The 18327-nt window shown below is 55.0% G+C and carries 15 protein-coding genes; 2 read left to right on the forward strand and 13 right to left on the reverse strand.

What is annotated here, in order from left to right:
* Positions 1 to 21 precede the first annotated feature (21 nt).
* Positions 22 to 3681 (reverse strand): AAA family ATPase, encoded by a 3660-nt coding sequence (locus Q3F21_RS21815; protein ID WP_340257801.1) that lies wholly within the window; start codon positions 3679 to 3681, stop codon positions 22 to 24.
* Complete coding sequence (locus tag Q3F21_RS21820) at positions 3678 to 4925, reverse strand: exonuclease SbcCD subunit D (protein ID WP_340257803.1); 1248 nt, start codon at positions 4923 to 4925, stop codon at positions 3678 to 3680. Before Q3F21_RS21820 ends, Q3F21_RS21815 begins: the two co-directional genes overlap by 4 nt.
* A 163-nt stretch (positions 4926 to 5088) precedes the next feature.
* Here Q3F21_RS21820 and Q3F21_RS21825 point away from each other — a divergent pair, with 163 nt between their 5' ends.
* Positions 5089 to 6036: a hypothetical protein gene (locus tag Q3F21_RS21825; protein WP_340257805.1), complete on the forward strand. Its 948-nt coding sequence runs from the start codon at positions 5089 to 5091 to the stop codon at positions 6034 to 6036.
* A 107-nt stretch (positions 6037 to 6143) separates the two neighbouring features.
* Here the strand turns inward: Q3F21_RS21825 and Q3F21_RS21830 are convergent, their stop codons facing one another.
* The 8 genes from Q3F21_RS21830 to coxB form a co-directional block, all read right to left on the reverse strand.
* Positions 6144 to 7055 carry a COX15/CtaA family protein gene (locus Q3F21_RS21830; RefSeq protein ID WP_340257807.1) on the reverse strand — a complete coding sequence of 304 codons (912 nt, stop codon included), beginning with the start codon at positions 7053 to 7055 and terminating at the stop codon, positions 6144 to 6146.
* Positions 7056 to 7232: 177 nt separating this feature from the next.
* Positions 7233 to 8174, reverse strand: coding sequence for a heme o synthase (gene cyoE / locus Q3F21_RS21835; protein WP_340257809.1), 942 nt, complete (start codon positions 8172 to 8174; stop codon positions 7233 to 7235).
* A gap of 153 nt (positions 8175 to 8327) precedes the next feature.
* Entirely contained in the window at positions 8328 to 8786 is a 459-nt protein-coding gene (locus tag Q3F21_RS21840) for a DUF420 domain-containing protein (RefSeq protein WP_340257811.1), read from the reverse strand.
* 38 nt (positions 8787 to 8824) lie between these two features.
* Positions 8825 to 9724, reverse strand: a complete 900-nt coding sequence (locus tag Q3F21_RS21845; RefSeq protein ID WP_340257813.1) for a cytochrome c oxidase assembly protein — start codon at positions 9722 to 9724, stop codon at positions 8825 to 8827.
* 429 nt (positions 9725 to 10153) lie between these two features.
* The gene (locus Q3F21_RS21850) at positions 10154 to 10468 is read right to left on the reverse strand and encodes a cytochrome C oxidase subunit IV family protein (RefSeq protein ID WP_340257815.1); all 315 of its coding nucleotides are present in this window, start codon (positions 10466 to 10468) and stop codon (positions 10154 to 10156) included.
* 4 nt (positions 10469 to 10472) lie between these two features.
* On the reverse strand, positions 10473 to 11099 hold the full coding sequence (locus tag Q3F21_RS21855) for a cytochrome c oxidase subunit 3 (RefSeq protein ID WP_340257817.1): 627 nt from the start codon (positions 11097 to 11099) through the stop codon (positions 10473 to 10475).
* Positions 11099 to 12943: a cytochrome c oxidase subunit I gene (gene ctaD / locus Q3F21_RS21860; protein WP_340257819.1), complete on the reverse strand. Its 1845-nt coding sequence runs from the start codon at positions 12941 to 12943 to the stop codon at positions 11099 to 11101. Before ctaD ends, Q3F21_RS21855 begins: the two co-directional genes overlap by 1 nt.
* 53 nt (positions 12944 to 12996) lie before the next feature.
* Positions 12997 to 14028, reverse strand: a complete 1032-nt coding sequence (gene coxB, locus Q3F21_RS21865) for a cytochrome c oxidase subunit II (protein WP_340257821.1) — start codon at positions 14026 to 14028, stop codon at positions 12997 to 12999.
* Between the two features lie 340 nt (positions 14029 to 14368).
* On the opposite strand from coxB, the gene Q3F21_RS21870 reads away from it, so the two are divergent.
* Positions 14369 to 15238 carry an SDR family oxidoreductase gene (locus tag Q3F21_RS21870; protein WP_340257823.1) on the forward strand — a complete coding sequence of 290 codons (870 nt, stop codon included), beginning with the start codon at positions 14369 to 14371 and terminating at the stop codon, positions 15236 to 15238.
* Here Q3F21_RS21870 and Q3F21_RS21875 read toward each other — a convergent pair.
* The 3 genes from Q3F21_RS21875 to Q3F21_RS21885 all read right to left on the reverse strand — a co-directional run bounded on the left by Q3F21_RS21875 (position 15233) and on the right by Q3F21_RS21885 (position 18235).
* Positions 15233 to 16174, reverse strand: coding sequence for a DMT family transporter (locus tag Q3F21_RS21875; protein WP_340257825.1), 942 nt, complete (start codon positions 16172 to 16174; stop codon positions 15233 to 15235). The genes Q3F21_RS21870 and Q3F21_RS21875 overlap by 6 nt on opposite strands.
* A 116-nt stretch (positions 16175 to 16290) precedes the next feature.
* Positions 16291 to 16641: a DUF2512 family protein gene (locus tag Q3F21_RS21880; RefSeq protein WP_340257828.1), complete on the reverse strand. Its 351-nt coding sequence runs from the start codon at positions 16639 to 16641 to the stop codon at positions 16291 to 16293.
* 136 nt (positions 16642 to 16777) lie between these two features.
* Positions 16778 to 18235, reverse strand: coding sequence for a DHA2 family efflux MFS transporter permease subunit (locus Q3F21_RS21885; protein ID WP_340257830.1), 1458 nt, complete (start codon positions 18233 to 18235; stop codon positions 16778 to 16780).
* Between the last annotated feature and the right edge of the window lie 92 nt (positions 18236 to 18327).

An 18327-nucleotide genomic window follows, 5' to 3' on the forward strand; every position in this document is an offset into this window, starting at 1 on the left:
ACTCCTCCTCGTCGTTGTTGATTAATCCGTCTCCATCCTGATCGTGCTGCCTTCGCCCATCGGCTCCGCCGGCGTGATGATCAGCCTTCGCGGCATCCGTACACGTATATCCGGAACATGGCTGATCACGCCGATGGTAAAGTCGTCCATACGCAATCGCTCCAGCGCGTCCATGACGACCTCCAGAAGCTCCGGATCAAGCGTGCCGAAGCCTTCATCGAGGAAAAAGAACTCCAACCGGCCGCCGCGCATCTGGATTTCCATGGACAAGGCCAGCGCCAGCGACAAGGACGTCAGGAAGGTCTCTCCCCCAGACAGGGTGCCGATCGGACGGCGCATGCCCCCGGCGCCCTCGTCCCTTAAAACGAATTCGCCTTCGTCGCCGATTTCTAGCGCATACCGGTTTTTCGTCATCCGCATCAGGTGGTAGGAAGCGTCCCTGGCGATCGAAGCTAGCTTTTCCTCGGCGATAAACTGCACGAACGCCTTTCCTTCCAGCAGCTTTTTCAGCTCCTCCAAACGGCTTTGCTCATCCGTCTCCTCTTCCAGACGCTTTTCGATCGAAAGCCATTTTTCGTGATTCTGCTCTACCTGGGCAAACGCCTGCCGGGTGACGGCAACCTGTTCCTTGGCCGTCTGATGGCCCGATTCCGCCTCTTCCCAGGCCAGCCTGGCCTCCTCCCATTCCTCTTTTGTTACTGTTCTTCCGTCCAAAGTCCGCAGCAGCCGCTCCTCATCGTACCGCAGGCGGGCGAGCTCCGTCTGGTACGCGGAAAGCTGTTCCTGCAAGGAGGCAAGCCGCTCACGCTCGCGGTACAGCTCGCCGACCCTCTCCGCCGTGCCAAGGCCGCTCTCTGACAGCGAGTGGTGCATCTGCTCTGCCGCTTCCGTTCGCTGCCGGGCCAAAACCGCATAGCTCTCCGACAGCTTGACAACGGCATTTTGCACCGTTTCCCGGGCTTCTCCAGTCTCTTTACGCCTTTTTTCCGCCTCGGCAAAAGCGGTGCGCAGCAGCTGCAGGGATTGCTCCACGTCCTGCAGCCGTTCGTGAGCGGGATGTCCGCCTGTCCGCTCCAGCCACATCCTATGCTTTTGCTCCCACAGCCGCTTCTTTTCCTCCAGCCGCTCGCCGAGCAGCGTCTTTTGCGACTGCATTCCGGTCTGGCGTGCGGACGCTTCCTGGTAGCCGGCGAGAAGCGATTGGTACAGCGACTCCTTTTCTGCCTTCTCTTGCTGCAGAGCCGCCGCTTCCCGATCCCTTTTTCCGATCGACTCCCAGTGTTTGTCTATTTCTTCGACGGTCACGTCTCCCAGCCTGTCAGTCAGGCGCCGTTCGGCATCCTCCGCTTGGCTGACCGCTGCTTCCAGACGAGCTGTTGCATCCGCTTCTTTTTTCAAAAGCTGTTCGCACAGAACGGTGCTTCGCTCATACAAGCTCTTTTTCTCCGCTTCCCGGTCGCGCAGCTCATCCGCCCATTTTTGCAAGCGTTCCCGTTCTGCCCTGTATGCCTCTCTGGCTTCGGCTTCGCTCTTCAGCGCCGCCTCTTCCTGCCTGTACATCTGCAGCAGCTCTGCGATGTCGCCAACCGCCCACTTTTCGCCAAGGGCCGCGCACTCCCGGCGGATCGCTTCGATTCGGTCCCCCACTGCCGCACGCTCTTCGCCAAGCGAGCTCATCCGCTGCTCCGCCAGCTTCCATTCGCCCTTTGCCGTCTGCAAGGCCTCGAACGCCGTCCTGATCTGCTGCTCCGCGAGACGAATCGCTTCCTCCGTCTCCCAGATTTGCCTGCGAATGCTCTCGCCTGCGGCTTGCTCCGCGTCTTGTCCAGACCCATCCTCCCTCTTCTCATCCAGGCAAGGGTGGTGGGAGGAGCCGCAGACCGGGCACGCTTCCCCCTCCTTCAAGCGCTCACGCAGCATCCGGGCCATATTCGCTTCCCGCCACTGCTCCCATTTTGCACGGAAACGCTCGAGGTCGCTTCTCCGCCTTTCCTGGGCTTCCTCTTCTGCCTTGACCGTCGCCTCGCATGCATGCAGGCGGGCTGTCAGCTGTTCTTGTTCACGCAGGGCTGTCCGCCGCTTCTCCTCCCAGGAGGCGAGTGCCTGTTCCTGCTCGCGCCAATGCCTGCCCCACTGCTTGATCTGGGACAGCACGTCGAGTTTTTTCGCCCACTCGGCTTCGGAAGACGGCGGACTTGCCTCAAGCGAGGCCAGCTGCGCTCTGGCTTCCGCCAAATGCGAGGCGCTTTCCTCCCAAGCCTTCCGCGCCGTCTCCAACTCCGAGGAGGCAGCACTCTGCTCCGCCTTGACACTCGCTAGCTCCAGCGCCAGCTCTTTGCGTTTCTGTTCTTCCCTCTCCCAGTTCTGCTTGGCCTCCCGTAGCGCGCCAATCAGATCGCGCCATTCCGGCTTTACCTGCACCGCTTCCAACGATCTGCCCAGCTCGGCCCGCTCGCTTTCCAAGCGGTTCAAATGATCCTTGTCATGCGCCAGCTGCTGTTCCAACACCGACAGCTCCTGGGTCACCTTTTGCCATTCCTGTTCCAGCGCGGTCCATTCCGCGCGCAGGGCGGCTAGTTCTTCTTCCCACTCGGCAGCCTGGATCAGCCTGCTTTTCCGTTCGATCAGAAGCGGTTCCTCCCGCTGCAGCTCGGCGTAGCTTTTTCCATAGGCATCCTCCGCCTGCTTATGCGTTCGCTGGATCGCCTCCTGCTTTTGCCGGGCGCCCTCCAGACAGTCCGCTGTCTCCTGCCATTCCTTGTCGAGGCGTTCAAACTGCTGAACCTGCGGCCACAGCCTGACACTGGCTTCCAGCTGCTTCTGAAGCCGTTCCCACTCAGCCGCCTCCTCCGTTCTGGCCAGCTGCTCACCGAGACGCTCGCGGACGCGCTCCAGCTCCTCCTGCCAGCGGTATACCTGCTCCATTTCCTTGATCATACCCGCCAGGCTTTCCCGCTGCTCCGCATAGACCCGCTCCTGCCGCGCTGCCTCCTCCCACTCTTTCCGTGCCTGTTCCAGCGCTTCCGGTCCCGCATCTCCGAGAGACGCCTTCTCAAGCTCGATCTGGTGAAGCCGCTCCCGGGTCGCTTCCAGGCCCGCCCGGACGCGCTCGCTCAGCTTTTCTCCATATATATGTAAATGGAACATCCGCTGCAGCATCTCATTGCGGTCGCTGCCCTTGAGCGTGAGAAACCGCGAAAACTGTCCCTGCGGCAGCACGACAGCGCGGGTAAAGTCCTGCAGGGTGAGGCCGATCAAAGACTCGACAGCGGCCGTTGCCATGGTCGCCTTTGATTCCAGCACGACATCCGGCGTGTTTTCATCTGTTCCGCACTGGATCAGGCGTACTTCCGGCTGTCGCCAGTTGCCGTTTTTATTCAGGCCAAATTCCCGTTCGATGGTATACCGCTTTCGATCAGCCCCTGAGCCCAGTTCAAAGGTGAACGAGACAAATACGCGCTGCTCCAGCTGGTTGAGCACATCCTTGGGGTGGCTCCCGCCGCCCAGCCTGACTACTTGCCCGTAAAGCGCGAGCGTGATCGCGTCCAGTATCGTCGATTTCCCGCTCCCCGTAGGGCCAAAGATTCCAAAGAGACCCGCTTCGCACAGTTTTTCAAAATCGATCTCCTGCATCTCCCGATAGCTATGTAGACCAGCCAGCTTCAGACGTATCGGCTTCATTTCGACCTCTCCTCCTCACCGGTTTGGCTCAGCAGCCGCTGAAACAGGGCGACCAGCTTCTCGTCCGGCTCCGCCCCGCGCTTCCGCTCGTAAAAGCGGCGAAACAGCTGATCAGGCAACAGCTCGCTCAGCTCCGTCCGCTGCTCGCCCGCCGAGCCCGCTGCTTCCTCGCGCACCACAACCCGCTGGATCTTGATAAAATCGTCGCTCATCTTGCGCAGCCGCTGGAATTCGGCCGGGTCGATCACATCCGATACATGCAGTTCCAGATCGATCCAGGCTCCGGCGTCCCTGCCTTCCTCCAGCCATTTTTCCACCTGGGCGATCCCTTCTGTCGCCTTCCAGCGCGCCAGCGGCCTGCCGCTTGCCAGGTAGACGATCTCCTCCCGCACCTCTTCGCCGGGAACGACATCCACGATCACGACAGCCTTGCTCTGTCCCGCTTCCGAAAAAGAGTACCCGAGCGGCGAGCCGCTGTAGCGAATGAGCGGCTTCTCTCCCAGCTTTTGCAAACGGTGCAGGTGGCCGAGCGCCACGTAATCCGCTTTTTTCGGGAAAGCTGACGGAGAGACGGTCAAGGCTCCGCCGATCTGGATAGGCCGCTCGCTGTCGCTTTCCCGGCCGCCCATGACAAACAGATGGCTGGTCACCAGATTGACCGTATCTTCCCGGAAATGTACCGACAGGTCCGCAAGCAGCGTCTGAATCCGCTCGGAAAAAGCGAGCTGCATCTGCTCCTGGGTAAACGTGTCGCTTAACAGCTCCTTGAGGCGGGCCTCCGATGGATACGGCAAGGCGAGAATGACCGCGTGGTGATCCACGCCGGGAACCGCCAGCTCCATCCACGACGGGCCTCCGTCCAGCACCCGGACCTTATTCGTTGGGGCATCGCTTGCCGATAAGATTGGCGTTTCTTTCGGCAACCCCAAAAGGACGATTCCCTGCTTGGATGCGATCGGTGCCGCCGCCCGAACCCGCTCCGGCTGATCGTGGTTTCCCGCAATGACGACAACCGCGCGCCGCCCCCCATCCGACAAGCGCTCCAGCGCCGTGTAAAACAGCTCTTCCGCCCAGGCAGGCGGATTGACCGAATCGTATACATCTCCTGAGACCAGAACGAGTTGAACCTCTTTTTCCTCCGCTATCCGGCAAAGCTCGTCCACAAATTCAGCTTGTTCCCCCCGCCTGTCGCGTCCCTCCAGCTGACGACCGAAGTGCCAGTCTGCCGTATGTAAAATACGCATGCTTCCACCTTCTCCCGATCATGTGTTTGCGTTCATTGTATCACAGAAAACCCGGCATTTGCCGCGCCATTGGATAGTTCACAATAATCGCCATTCGATGTAACTTTTTCTGCTCCGGAACCGTCCTTCCCTGTAGAAAAGATGAGAGGGGTTTACGAAACGCGTGAAACCTGCCAACTTGCTTGTCGCTGTCCCTGCCCTCTTGCTGGCGTGTTCGATTTCTGTCTCTGCCGATGCTGCGTCATCTCCGACCGGCAAAAGTCAAGCCGGCACAGCAGCTTTGGTTTATACAGCTTCTGGGGTAGTTCCGGCTAAAGCTGCTCCTACTGAAGCTCCAGCCGAAGCTGTTCCGGCCAAAGCTCCCGCTATAGCTGCTCCGGTAAAAGCTCCCGCGAAAGCAATTCCAGCCAAGGCTTCGCCTAAAAAAGCTCCGGCGGTAAAAGCGGCCAATACTGCAAAGGATGAAATCCGGCAGGTTCAGGCATGGATCAATGCCGAGGCGAAGAAAAAAATACCAGACGATCGACTGAAGGACTTCAGCTATCGCTGGATTCAGTTGGATGACGACCCGGAGCTGGAGCTTGTGGCAAAAATAAATGACAGTGTGCGACTAGGCCAATTCTATGTACTCGACCGCCGTCCCAACGGCACCTATGCGCTCTTGACCGAGCAGCGGTGGAATGTCCCGCATTTGGACCTGGAGCGTTGGGACTACAATCGTTTTGACAATCCGAATTGGTCTACCGTCCCTCCGGAAGCAACAGGCGAGGTAGGGGGAAAACGGCTGTTTGAAACGCTTGACAAATCCGGGGGCACGGGTACAAGCGTCTTCTACGCCCATCTGTGGTATATCGAGAACGGAAAGTTTGTAGAGGCGTGGGAAGGAACAATGCTTGAAACGGCCTCTGAACCCGGAGGCCCGTTATTCCAGACGATTGGTCAATATCAAATTGTGCAAACAGGCCCGGTTCCTTTGCTGTATTACTGGAAAACGATGCGTGAGCTGGACCCTGAAAGCAGAAAACCCCTTTCTTCCTCCTCTGTGCAGACAGAAGTTCACATCTTTCCGTTTGAAAACGGGAGCTTCAAGCCTGCCCCTGCTGTGAAATAAACGGAGATACGGTTCTTCTTTTCTGCTCACTGGCATAACGGGCAAACGAAAAAAGCCGCCTTTCCGGCGATCCCGGGAAGGCGGCTTTGCGCTTGCTCGACTTTACGCTATCTTTTTGTCCTTTTCTCCGGCGCCTTCAGCGACTGCAGGCACATGTAGCACATCGTTCCGAAGAGACATGTAATCACGGCGGAGTGGAAGATCGTGGAGTACAGCGTCAGGCGGGACAATACGACCCAGCCGCCGCTCAGCACCTGAATGATGACGAGCACAAAAGACAAGATGCCCGCACCGTACAAATCGCGCCGCGTCTCTTTGAAGTGACGCAAAACATAGACGAGCACAGTGGCCAACACGATCGCCAACACGATCGCCGCCACACGGTGCATGAAATGAATGCCTGTCTGCCCGGACAACTCGGGTATGAGCTTGCCCTGACAAAGCGGCCAATCGCTGCATCCCAGATTCGATCCGGTGTGGCGCACGTACGCTCCCAAATAAACGACGCCATATGCGTAAACGGTCACGATCCATATCGCCAATTGGAAGCCCTTGGACACCGTTCCCCGGACCAGCTTTTCCACCTTGTCCCGCTGCAGAACGAAAATGCTCAAGAGCAGAACCCCGCTAAATGCCAAGAGCGAAAATCCAAAGTGCAAGGCCATCACGGCAGAGGACTGCGGCCAAATCACCGCGGATGCCCCCAAAAAGGACTCCAGAATCAGGAAAAACATGCTGAACATCACAAGTCCGCGAACTTCCCGATTCCGCGGGTATCGACGCCATGCCAGGATGGAGAAAATCCCGACGATGATACCGGTCATTCCCGTGACGAATCGGTGCATATACTCGATCATCGATTCCAACGTGTATTCGGGTACCCATCTTCCGTTGCAGAGAGGCCAGTCATTGCCACAGCCCAAACCCGAATCGGTCTTGGTCACCAGTGAGCCACCGATCATGACCATAAAGGTAATCATGGTGGAGGCAATGGCAAACCGTTTCAGCCATTTATCCATAATTGTTACACCTGACTTCGAGAGAGAACTGTTCAAAAAGAGAGGTTTGCAGCTTTTTGAACAACCTCCATATTTTATCGTACAAAGTAACCTGCGCTCGGTATCCCCACTATCACGATAATAAAACATCCCCTGCCGTGCAAGGGATGTTCAGTTCCATTTTGTGATCGTTGCGTGTCAAAAGTTGCCCAGCATCGTGCTCACAACAATCGCTGCGCAAAAAACAGTGAGGTAGAGAATCGAATAGCCGAACAGCTTTCGAGCCCAGGGCAGTTCGTCTTCGGCTTCAAGATGGAAGCCTTTGAACAGAAGCACCAAATAGACGAGGCCCATGACAGCCATGACACCGAGATACAAATACCCGATGCTGCTGTAGAAAAAGAGCAGCAGCGACGCGGGGAAGAGCACGGCTCCCCAGATAAACATCTGGCGCTTCGTTTCGGCAAATCCTTTGACGACGGGCAGCATCGGAATGCCCCCTGCGCGATATTCCTCCGTTTTCAGCATGGCCAACGCCAGAAAGTGCGGCGGCTGCCACAGGAACAGGATCAAAAACAGGAGCCATGCAGCCGGGTCCATATTGTTGGTCACCGCCACCCAGCCGATCACTGGCGGAACAGCGCCGGAAATGCCGCCGATCACCGTATTCAGCGTGGTTACCCGCTTGAGCGGCGTATAAACGAGCACGTAGAAAATATGGCCGATCAATGCCCAAACCGCAGCCAATGGATTGACGAAATAAGCGAGAACAACAAGTCCAAGAAGCAATAGGCCAATGCCGAGCAATAAAGCCTTCAGCGGAGAGATGCGGCCGGAAGCGATCGCCCTGTCTTGGGTACGCTTCATCTTTTTGTCCAGATCGCGATCGTAGTAGTTATTGAGGGTAGCCCCGGACATGATCACCAGTGCCGTCCCGACCATCGTCCAGATCGCCAGTACCCAGTTCGGGTACCCATACGATGCAAGCCACAGACCCGCAAATGCTGTCATCAGGTTGGACATCGTGATTCCCGGCTTTGTCAACTGCACGTAATCTTGAAAGGTGGCCCTTCTAGCCGGTTGGGGCTGAGCCGCCGTATCGGTGTCGATCGATTCCCGCATCGTCACTTGCTGGTCCACGTTTGTACCTCCTGTCTGCTAAAAATCCCTTACACATCAGACCACCACTTCACAAGGAAGTGGCAGCTTGAACACGTGATCTATTCCCAAAGCTTTGAAAGACTTCAACGCACCAAAAAATCTTGGAACTGCAAGATCGCGGCGGCTTTTCGACTACCAGCCGAAAATAACATCCAGAACTCCTGTCGTCTCGCCGCCCGGATAGATCAAATAGAGAAGCGTGTAGACAGTTACGCCGGTGATCGCCGAAGCAAACCAGATAACAGACGTCCACGGGCCGATTTTCTTATGCTTGTCGTACCTTCTTTTATATGCGTAATAGAGCGTCACCAGTCCCATCACTCCCCCTATCGTTGCCAAAATGATATGGAAGATAAGGAAAATCTGATAGAAAACCCGAACGCTTTCCGGACCGCCGAACAAAGTATTCCCCACCAGCGCGGTACGGGATACATACGTAATAAAGAAGATCGTCGCACAAATCGCCGCCCACTTCATCGTCTTGATGTGCCTTTCCATCTGACGGCTGCGAATGAAATACCAGCCAAAAGCTACGAGAATCCCGCTTATGGCAATGAAGGACGTACTTATCGTAGGCAGTAATATGTGCATATCTACACCTCGTATCGCAACTTTCTCTTTCTATCAAACTACGCCTGGCCCTGATCGGTCGCAGGCTTCAGCACACCGATATGTGGGCTTGCAGGCTGCTGGTCCATCGGCAAGTCATCCTGCTTCTCGTCCGTGCGCCATTTGTAAAAAATATAGGCCAAAATAGAGCTGTAAACCATTTCCTGAATCAATTTCATGATGATTCCGCCAGTCCGCTGGTCAATGAATGCCGTATACCCTTCAAACAACTGGGGCGCATTCATGTAATGCTGGTAAATCGGCTCTCCGGCAAAGATGATCAGCGCGCAGGCCGGTGTGATCAAAATCCCGTTTGCAAACAAATACGCCATCTTTTTCAAGCCGGCAAGCTGCTCCGGTTGGCCCGGCAGCGGATTTACGATCGGCCACCACATACAGAAAGCCGCGCAGAACAGGAAAGCGTGGAAGGCGTTCATCGCATCGTGATTGAGCGAAGCCGTATCGAGAATGAACGGAACGTGATAGAAGGACAGCAGGGCGTTGAAAACGACAGCCGCCACGATCGGTTTTGTGAAGAAACGCAGTAGCGCGTACACTCTCTTGTTGCTGAAAATCACCGTCCACAGCCACCCCGGAATTCCTACCATCAGCAGCGGAGGCAGTACAAAGAACAAGAGGGACATCTGAAGCATATGCATGCTGAACAGGTAATGGTGTCCAATGTAGTTAATCGGACTCCCCGCACCCGCATAAAAAAACAGCATTGCCAAAACAAACAGCACCTTCTGTCTCCCTGTCGCCGGACTCGAATCCGCAAAACGGTGACGCAGCGGCCCTGTAAGCGCAAAGTAGAGGATCGTCAGCAAAATGGCAATCAAAATGACAGTCGGGCTCCACATATCGGAAAACGAACCAATCCCGCCATCAACGGGGGTTCCATGCTGGTGATGATCATGCATCGGATGTTTCAATCCTCCTTTCATATTAGAAAGGGTGCCCTCCATACAATCTTCATTATACCGTTAATTCAGCCCGACTTCCTCTCCTAAAAATGAACAATATGTTGACAAACGAATATGCGGGCGGGGGGATGCCCAAAAGAAAGCAGCCGCTGCAACAGAGAAGCATATTTCCAGTCGGAGCGACTAGCGAAGTCCCGCTCAGCTCCGCAATGATTCGCGGGAAAAAGGAGCGTAACCCTGAATAACCTTCGAAGCGGCTGCCACTTTTACGCTCCCCCGCGAATCATTGCGGAGCGGACAATCCCCACTTCCCCGCAGGACGAAGACCGGAGCGCAGACTGGAAATATGCTTCTCACCCCACTGCCTCTTTCCAACCGCTTTTAACAAAAAAGAAGCAGACGAAAAATCGTCTGCCTCTTCCTTTTTTACCACCAAACCCAGAATACGAACACGATAATCGCGATCAAGATAAAGGTCAATCCAGCGAAAATCGAGATTCGTGCAAACTCGTGTCCCTTTTGGTCCATGTGCATCCAGAAGAACAACTGGAACAGCGCCTGAACAAACGCGAGACCGACGATAAACGGAACCGTAAATCCGGCCGGAATCACTTCAAAAGCTACAGCGGCAAATGCCAGTGCGGTTAAGACGAGAGATGCAATAAACGCAATGACATGCTTTTTCGCACCATCGTGCTTTACCTTGGGCTTGCGTGGTTCATCATGTACATGTGCTCCCATCGTCTTATCCCACCTTTCCACCGATCATACCCATGAGATATACCACGGTAAAGATGAATACCCACACGACGTCAATGAAGTGCCAGTACAGGCTGGCAACGTAGAACTTCGGAGCTGTTACGACAGTCAGACCTTTTTTCACGGTCTGCAGCTGAACCGTCAAGATCCAGAGAATCCCGAACGCCACGTGGGCTCCGTGGAATCCGACCAGCGTGTAGAAGGCAGATCCAAATGCACCTGAAGTCATTTTATGCCCCATGTGGATGTAGTGCATGAACTCGTAAATCTCCAAAGCCAGGAAGCCAAGGCCGAGGATAACCGTAACAGTCATCCAGGCTTGCATTTTTTTCAGGTCTTTCTTGTGCAAAGCCAGAACCGCAAACACGCTGGTAAGCGAACTGGTCAAAAGGAGCAAGGTAGCAAGCGCTACAAGCGGCATCTCAAACAGCTGCTGGGAGGTTGGCCCGCCATTCGTCTGGTCGCGCAGCGCGATAAACGTCGCAAACAGCGAACCGAACAGGACGGTCTCTCCACCAAGGAAGAGCCAGAAGCCGAGAATCTTGTTCTTGCCTTCAAGGGTGGCTTTTTCCGGTTCATCAGGCAGAACCGCATTTACGTGATGGGTCGCCATTACGCCTTAACCCCCTTTTCATCGATTTCATCCGGCTCGATATGGTAGCCAGGATCGTCTTTCAAGGAACGCATCAGCATGCATCCAAACGTAATGACCATACCGATTCCGACTACAACGTAATTGTGGTACATGAAACCGTAGCCTGCGATGAACAGACCCAGAGACATGATGAACGGCAGGAAGGAGCCGTTCGGCATATGAATCGAACCAAGCGGTTCCGCATAGGTCATGCCTTTGTTGCCGGCCATTTTTTCTACCCACAGGGCGTCCAGACCGCGAACAAGCGGAGTTTGCGCAAAGTTGTACTCCGGCGGCGGAGAAGGAATCGACCATTCCAGCGTGCGGCCATCCCACGGATCCGCAGGCGCACGCTTGGAGCTTTTCGCTGCTACGTATGCATTGACAAGGAAGAGAATCGTACCGATCGTCATTCCGAAGACCCCGATCGTACTGATAAAGTTGCCAAGCTCCAGACCTTGGCCAGCCAGGTACGTAAACACGCGGCGAGGCATACCCATCAGTCCGAGGAAGTGCTGCGGGAAGAAGGTCAGGTGGAACCCGATAAAGAAGGTCCAGAAGTTCCATTTCCCGATTGTTTCATTCAGCATTTTCCCGAACATTTTCGGCCACCAGTAGTAAAGACCGGCGAACAGACCGAATACGAGACCGCCAACGATTACGTAATGGAAGTGAGCAACTACGAAGTAGCTGTCATGGTACTGGTAGTCAGCAGGCGGTACCGCCAGCATAACCCCTGTCATACCACCGATCGTAAAGGTCGGGATAAAGCCAACGGCAAACAGGTTTGCGGTAGGGAAGCGGATTTGGCCGCCCCACATCGTCAAGAGCCAGTTGAAGATTTTAATACCAGTCGGAACGGCAATCAGCATCGTGGCCAGACCGAACAGGGTGTTGGCGATAGGACCCATACCCGTTGTAAACATGTGGTGAGCCCACACCATGAAGCCCAAAAATCCAATCAGCGCAGTCGCAAATACCATGGAGCTGTAACCAAACAGGCGCTTTTTGGAGAAGGTACTCACTACCTCGGAAATGATACCGAAGGCAGGCAAAATCAGAATGTACACTTCGGGGTGACCGAAGATCCAGAACAGATGTTGCCAGATGACAACGTTACCACCGGCGTCAGGGTTGAAGAACGCTGCCCCGAACAGGCGGTCGAACATCAAAAGCACGAGACCGACAGTAATCGCCGGAAAAGCGAACAGGATCAATCCGGATGTCACGAAGGACGCCCAGGTGAACAGCGGCATGCGCATGAAGGTCATGCCCGGTGCGCGCATGTTGATGATGGTAACCAGGAAGTTGATACCACCGATCAGCGTACCCAGACCTGCGATCTGCAGACCGAGCACGTAGAAGTCGATCCCGAATCCGCTGTATTGATTCAAGGCGAGAGTAGCATAGGATGTCCAGCCGGCATCCGGCGCGCCGCCGAGGAACCAGCTTGTGTTGATCAGTACGCCCCCGAAGAAGAAGAGCCAGAAACCGAGCGCGTTGACAAACGGGAACGCAACGTCCCGCGCACCGATCTGAAGCGGAACGATCGCGTTCATCAGTGCAAAGATCACCGGCATCGCTGCCAGGAAGATCATTGTGGTTCCGTGCATCGTGATCAGTTCGTTAAACGTCTTCGCGCCGATCACTTGGAGCTCTGGATACATTAATTGCAAGCGAATCAGCAGGGCTTCAAGACCGCCGGCCAAGAAGAAGATCCCACCGGCGATCAGATACAGAATGCCGATTTTCTTATGGTCCACGGTTGTGAGCCAATCAGCGATTCCCGACCGCTTGGGTGCATGAGAAGCATGTGCAGACACGGTTTTACCTCCTTTTTAGCGTCACTGCCTCATGACGATTCCATTCGTTATCTTTATCTTTTTATTTCCTGTACTTTGAGCGTAGACATGTACTCAACCAGCGAATTGATTTGATCTTCGCTCAGGTTTAGATTTGGCATGTTGTTGCCCGGCTTTTCTTTTTGCGGATCTCTCAGCCATTTGGCCAAGTGTTCAGCATCGTTAGGCATGATACCGGCTACGCGTTGGCGATCGGCGAAGTTTGTCAGGTTCGGCCCCATTTTTCCGCCTTTGCCTGCGACAGCGTGACAGCCCAAGCAGCTCTTTTCGAAGATTTGTTGTCCTTGGACAGCGTTTGCAGTAGCTGGCGCTGCAGGTTCTGCAGATTGCACGCCCTTCATTTTTTCTGCCCAGGCAGCAAATTCGTCCTGCTCCAGTACGTCAACCTTGAAGTCCATCAATGCGTGGGACGCTCCACAGAGCTCGGCGCATTTTCCGTAGAAGACACCGGTTCTGTCAGCTTGCAGCCACATTTTGTTGTCCAGTCCCGGGTTGGTGTCGATCTTTCCGCCGAGTGCAGGAATCCAGAATGCGTGCATAACGTCAGCAGATGTCAAGGTGAACTGAATTTTTTGATTGACAGGCAAAACGAGATCCTGCGCTGTAGCGACGCCGAGGTCCGGATACTCGAATTCCCACCAGAACTGGTGAGCGGTTACCCGCACTTGAAGCGCTTCATCTTTGTTGTATTCTTTGCCAAGAGTAAATCCTGTAGTAACAGTTGGTACTGCCATCACGATGAGCAGCAGGAACGGAATGACCGTCCAAATGATCTCCAGGGTATGGCTGCCTTCCACCTGTTTGGGAATGCCTTCCTGTCCCGGACGCTTGCGGTAACGAATAAGTACGTAGGTGAGGATCAGCATAACAACGATAAAGACCCCGATCATGATGGAAGCCGACAGCTTCATCAAGTCGAATTGCATGGCTGCAACTGGCCCCTGCGGCTGAAGTGCGGAGAGCTCTTTCATGCCGCAACCGGAAAGCGTCAGCGCCAGCAACCCAAACAGGAAAAGCTGACGCCATGATTGTTGCCAACTCTTCATACCAATGAACCCCTCTTTCTTTCGTGTTGATTACGCCCTTTCGTATGTACGGCGGGAGCGTATATTTCGTACTCCTCCGCTGCCAATAAATAGTCGGAGCTGCTACTTTCCTCCACTATGATAACCAATAGCGAAAAGGAATAGCAACACCGGTTTAAAGACATGTAAAGAAGGAGTAAGGGCCGCAGTAAAATACTACCTTTGCGATTAACTCTTTCAGTATACATAAATTTATCTGAATATCGGAATACATTTGTTATAATTCTGTTAACAAATTTATGAACATTTTCGTAAAGTTTACTTCCAGTGAACGGGAATTTAGTAATTAGAAGGGAGAAATGTGATAGATTTGGCTATAAAAACATCCAAACGAATCGCTTTCCTGACAGGAAGTTCCAGCGGCTTTGGGCTGCACACCTCTGTCGCTCTCGCCAAAGCGGGCTTCTTCGTTATCGCCACCATGCGGGACACCTCCAGGCGGGGAGAGCTTGACAAGCTGGCCGAATTGAATCATGCAACCGACTGTCTGGAGGTCGTGCAAATGGACGTGACGCGGCCAGAGGAGGTGGCGGCGGCAGTCTCTGGCGTGCTTGCGCGTCATGGACAAATCGATTTGCTCGTGAACAATGCGGGCTTCGCCTGCGGCGGCTTTGCCGAAGAAATCGGGCTTTCCGCGTGGCGGGAACAATTTGAAGTCAATCTGTTCGGCCTGGTATGCGTGACACAGGCCGTTTTGCCCCATATGCGAGAGCGCCAATCCGGCACCATCATCAATATAAGCAGCATCAGCGGGAGGATTGGCTTTCCGGGTCTGGCTGCTTATGCCGCCTCCAAGCATGCGGTGGAGGGCTTCAGCGAGTCGCTTCGTCTGGAGCTGCTCCCGCATGGCGTCCATGTCGTGCTGGTCGAGCCGGGCTCGTACAAGACAGGGATCTGGGAAAAAGGACTCGGAAATGCTCCCTTTCGCCCCTCTTCTCCCTACAGCAGGCAGATGGAGTCCCTGACAGAAATGGTTGCCAAAATCGCTGAGCGTGCCCCCGCACCGGATGAAGTGGTAGACGTGATCATCCGGGCCGCTCTTGCCCCGCGGCCTTCCTTTCGCTACCCTGTCGGAAGCGGCGTCCGGCTCTCTATCCTCGCCAAGCAGTGGCTTCCCTGGCGCTGGTTTGAAGCCATCGCGGCAAGGCGCATGCGGCCGCCCCGATCATGAGGCGGCTGAGGGCGACTCCGCCGGAGCGGATGACTCCTTTTGGAGATGAGAGACATAGCTGTGCAGGACCATTCCCGCCATGACGATGAGCATCCCTGTAGCGGACCACAGCGAAGGCAGCGGAGACGAGAGAATCGCGATTTCCAAAAAGACGGCGAAGACCACCTCGGCAGACTGGGTCGCTTCTACCGCGGCCAGCTGAACAGGGTTGCCCTTGGCCAGATCCGTAGCCTGAAAGAACAACACTGTCGCAATGATGCCCGAGGTGACCGCGACCAAGAGCGACTGCGCCATCTGGCTTGCGCTCGGCATTCCCGCCGTTGCCATGCCAAAACCTGCAAGCGCCAGCCAAAACGGCAAACTGGCGAGCGTCATTCCGAGCACGCGCTGGTAGGCGTCGATCCGCCCACAGGTCAAGTCCATCATTTTCCGGTTGCCGAGCGGATAGGCAAACGCCGCGATCACGACCGGTAGGATGCCGTACATAACTTCAGACGCCCCTAGCTGCCTCGCTTCATGCAGCTGCATAATGGCTACTCCCGCCAAAATCAGGACAGACATGGCGAGCCCCCTGTACGGAATTTTGTGGCCGAAAAGGGGAACGAGCAGCGACCCGGCAATAATCGTGATTTGCCAGGTTCCGGCGATCAGCCAGCCGGGGCCGGATGCCGCGGCAAAGCTGAGCGGAGCATAAAACAAGCCAAATCCGACAAAACTCCAGAGCAGCCACTGCCACGGGTGGGCCCGCATCTCCTGCCACAGCGGTCCCAGGCTGCCCCGAAAGGCGACGATCAGCAGCAAAAACGGCACCATAAATATATAGCGCAGGGAAGCACTCCATATCCAGCTGCCTCCCTCAAGCTCCATCGCTCTGTTCAATACAAATGTAAAAGCGAAGAAAAACGAAGCGACAATACCGAGAACAATAGCTTTCACTGTATGATTCCCTCTTTCCCGTTCCACTCTCTGAAGATTCTTACTTGTAGCATATATCTCGATCGCTTCCCTGTCAAAATGCGCAAAAAATAGAACACATCTCTTTGAGACGTGCTCTAGCCCTTTTCCGTTCGACCGCTTTTGATCAGCGAGACATGCTGGACGTATTCAGCCACACCGAACAGGATTGCAGTAAATCCCGCGCCGATCGGTGTGATTCTTGCTCCCGGGAAAAGGGTGCTGCTCAGCCAAACGACCAGGAACGCCAGCACCATATCGGCTGCCGTACTCATCCACAGCGTCCCTCGGCGCAGCAGCATCAGCTCCAGCAAATGTCCGGCTGCGGCAAGCACCAGGCCTACGCCGACAGACTGGTAGAGAGAGGCGTAGTCTACCTCGGGAAACAGCGCATCGGCCAGGACGACCACGAGCGGAGCGGCAATCAGCTTGACAAGCAATCCGTACACAGGCATGCTTCCTCCTTTTTCAGGTTTCCACAGTATGCCCGTTTACGAAATCACTTACTCCAAGCAACAGCCGGCTTCTTCCTCTTCGTTATGTCTGCGGCTTTCCCCGCTCGCTGTATGGCCGTCACCATTCTTCCTAAGCGGCTTCCTGTTCCTTTTCTCTCGGATAAGCCAGAGTTACGATCAGACTGATCGCTGCCAAAGCGAGCAAAATGACGAAAATTTGGTGAAGTCCCCCCGCAACCAGCTCTCTCACTGTCTCCAACAGGTCCTGCGGCAGCCGGCTTGCCTCATGCGGATTCAAAATCTTGTTGACATCAATGTTTTCCGCACCGGGCGCTTGCTGTACATAAGTGTTTAGCAAGGTCCCAAACATCGCAATTCCGAGCGTTTGTCCCAACGTGCGGATGAAGGAGTTCGTTGAGACGGCAACCCCGCGCAAATTCCAGGACACACTCAGCACAGCGCCGGTAAAGGAAGTAAAGGCGAAGCCAAAGCCGAGGCCGAACAGGAATGTAATCCCGTACAGCATGACATGGGGCGTCGTCGGTTGAATCAAGGACAGCCAAACGGTAGCAGCGATCAAGACGCATACTCCAAACAGCGACGTCGGCCGAATCCCGATCTTGGCCAGCAGACGCCCGCTCAACGCGGCACCGATCGGCCAGCCAACGGACATCGGAATCAGGGTCAGGCCGGAGCCTGTCGCCCCCAATCCGTAAACCCCCTGAATCCACAACGGGAGGTAAAACGAGACGGCCACCAGCACTGCCGCCAGAAGAAATCCGGCGAAGTTCACGATGCTCATCTTCCGAATGGCAAACAGCTGCAAGGGAAGCATCGGCTCCGGCGATCTTTTTTCCAGATAAACAAACAGCAGGAGACCCACACCGGCAAACAGAAGCAAACCGATGATCAGCGGCGAACTCCAGGGATGCTCGGTGCCACCGCTCAACAGGGCGTACAGCAGCGCGGAAACGCTGATCGTAAACACAGCTGCTCCAGCGTAGTCGATGTGCTTGCGGACCTTCTCGATATTTTCATGCAGGTACAGCCAGATGAGAGCGATCGAGACGATGCCAAACGGGATATTCATATAGAAAATCCAGTGCCAGGAAACGTAATCGACCAAAAGGCCTCCGGTCAACGGACCCAAAATACCGGATATTCCCCAGATGCCGCTCATCCACCCTTGCACTTTTCCCCGTTCTTCAAAAGGATAGATGTCGCCGACAATCGTGTACGTAATCGTAATAATGGCGCCCGCACCCAATCCCTGGAAAGCCCGGAACCAGATGAGCTGCTCCATCGTCTGGGACAGGCCGGACAGCGCTGATCCGAGCAAAAACAGGACCGCCCCGATGTTGAACACAGGCTTGCGTCCAAACAAGTCGGCAAGCTTGCCGTAGATCGGCGTCGTTACCGCCGAGGTGAGCAAGTAGATCGAAACGACCCAGCTGATCAGGTGAAAGCCGCCAAGGTCGCTGACAATGGTCGGCATCGCCGTGCTGACGATCGTCCCTTCAATAGCGGCTAAAAAGGTCGCGATCATTACCGCAATCGTAACATTTCGCTTATTCGTTACAGGTTTCATCTGTCTCTTCTTCCCTCCGCATAAGCCCGACAACATTTTCGAACAAAGATGTTGCATAGGTCGTAGTTGTTGCTTGAATTGCTTTATGGTAC

This window comes from Brevibacillus borstelensis (assembly GCF_037834415.1).
Classification (GTDB): Bacteria; Bacillota; Bacilli; order Brevibacillales; family Brevibacillaceae; genus Brevibacillus; species Brevibacillus borstelensis_A.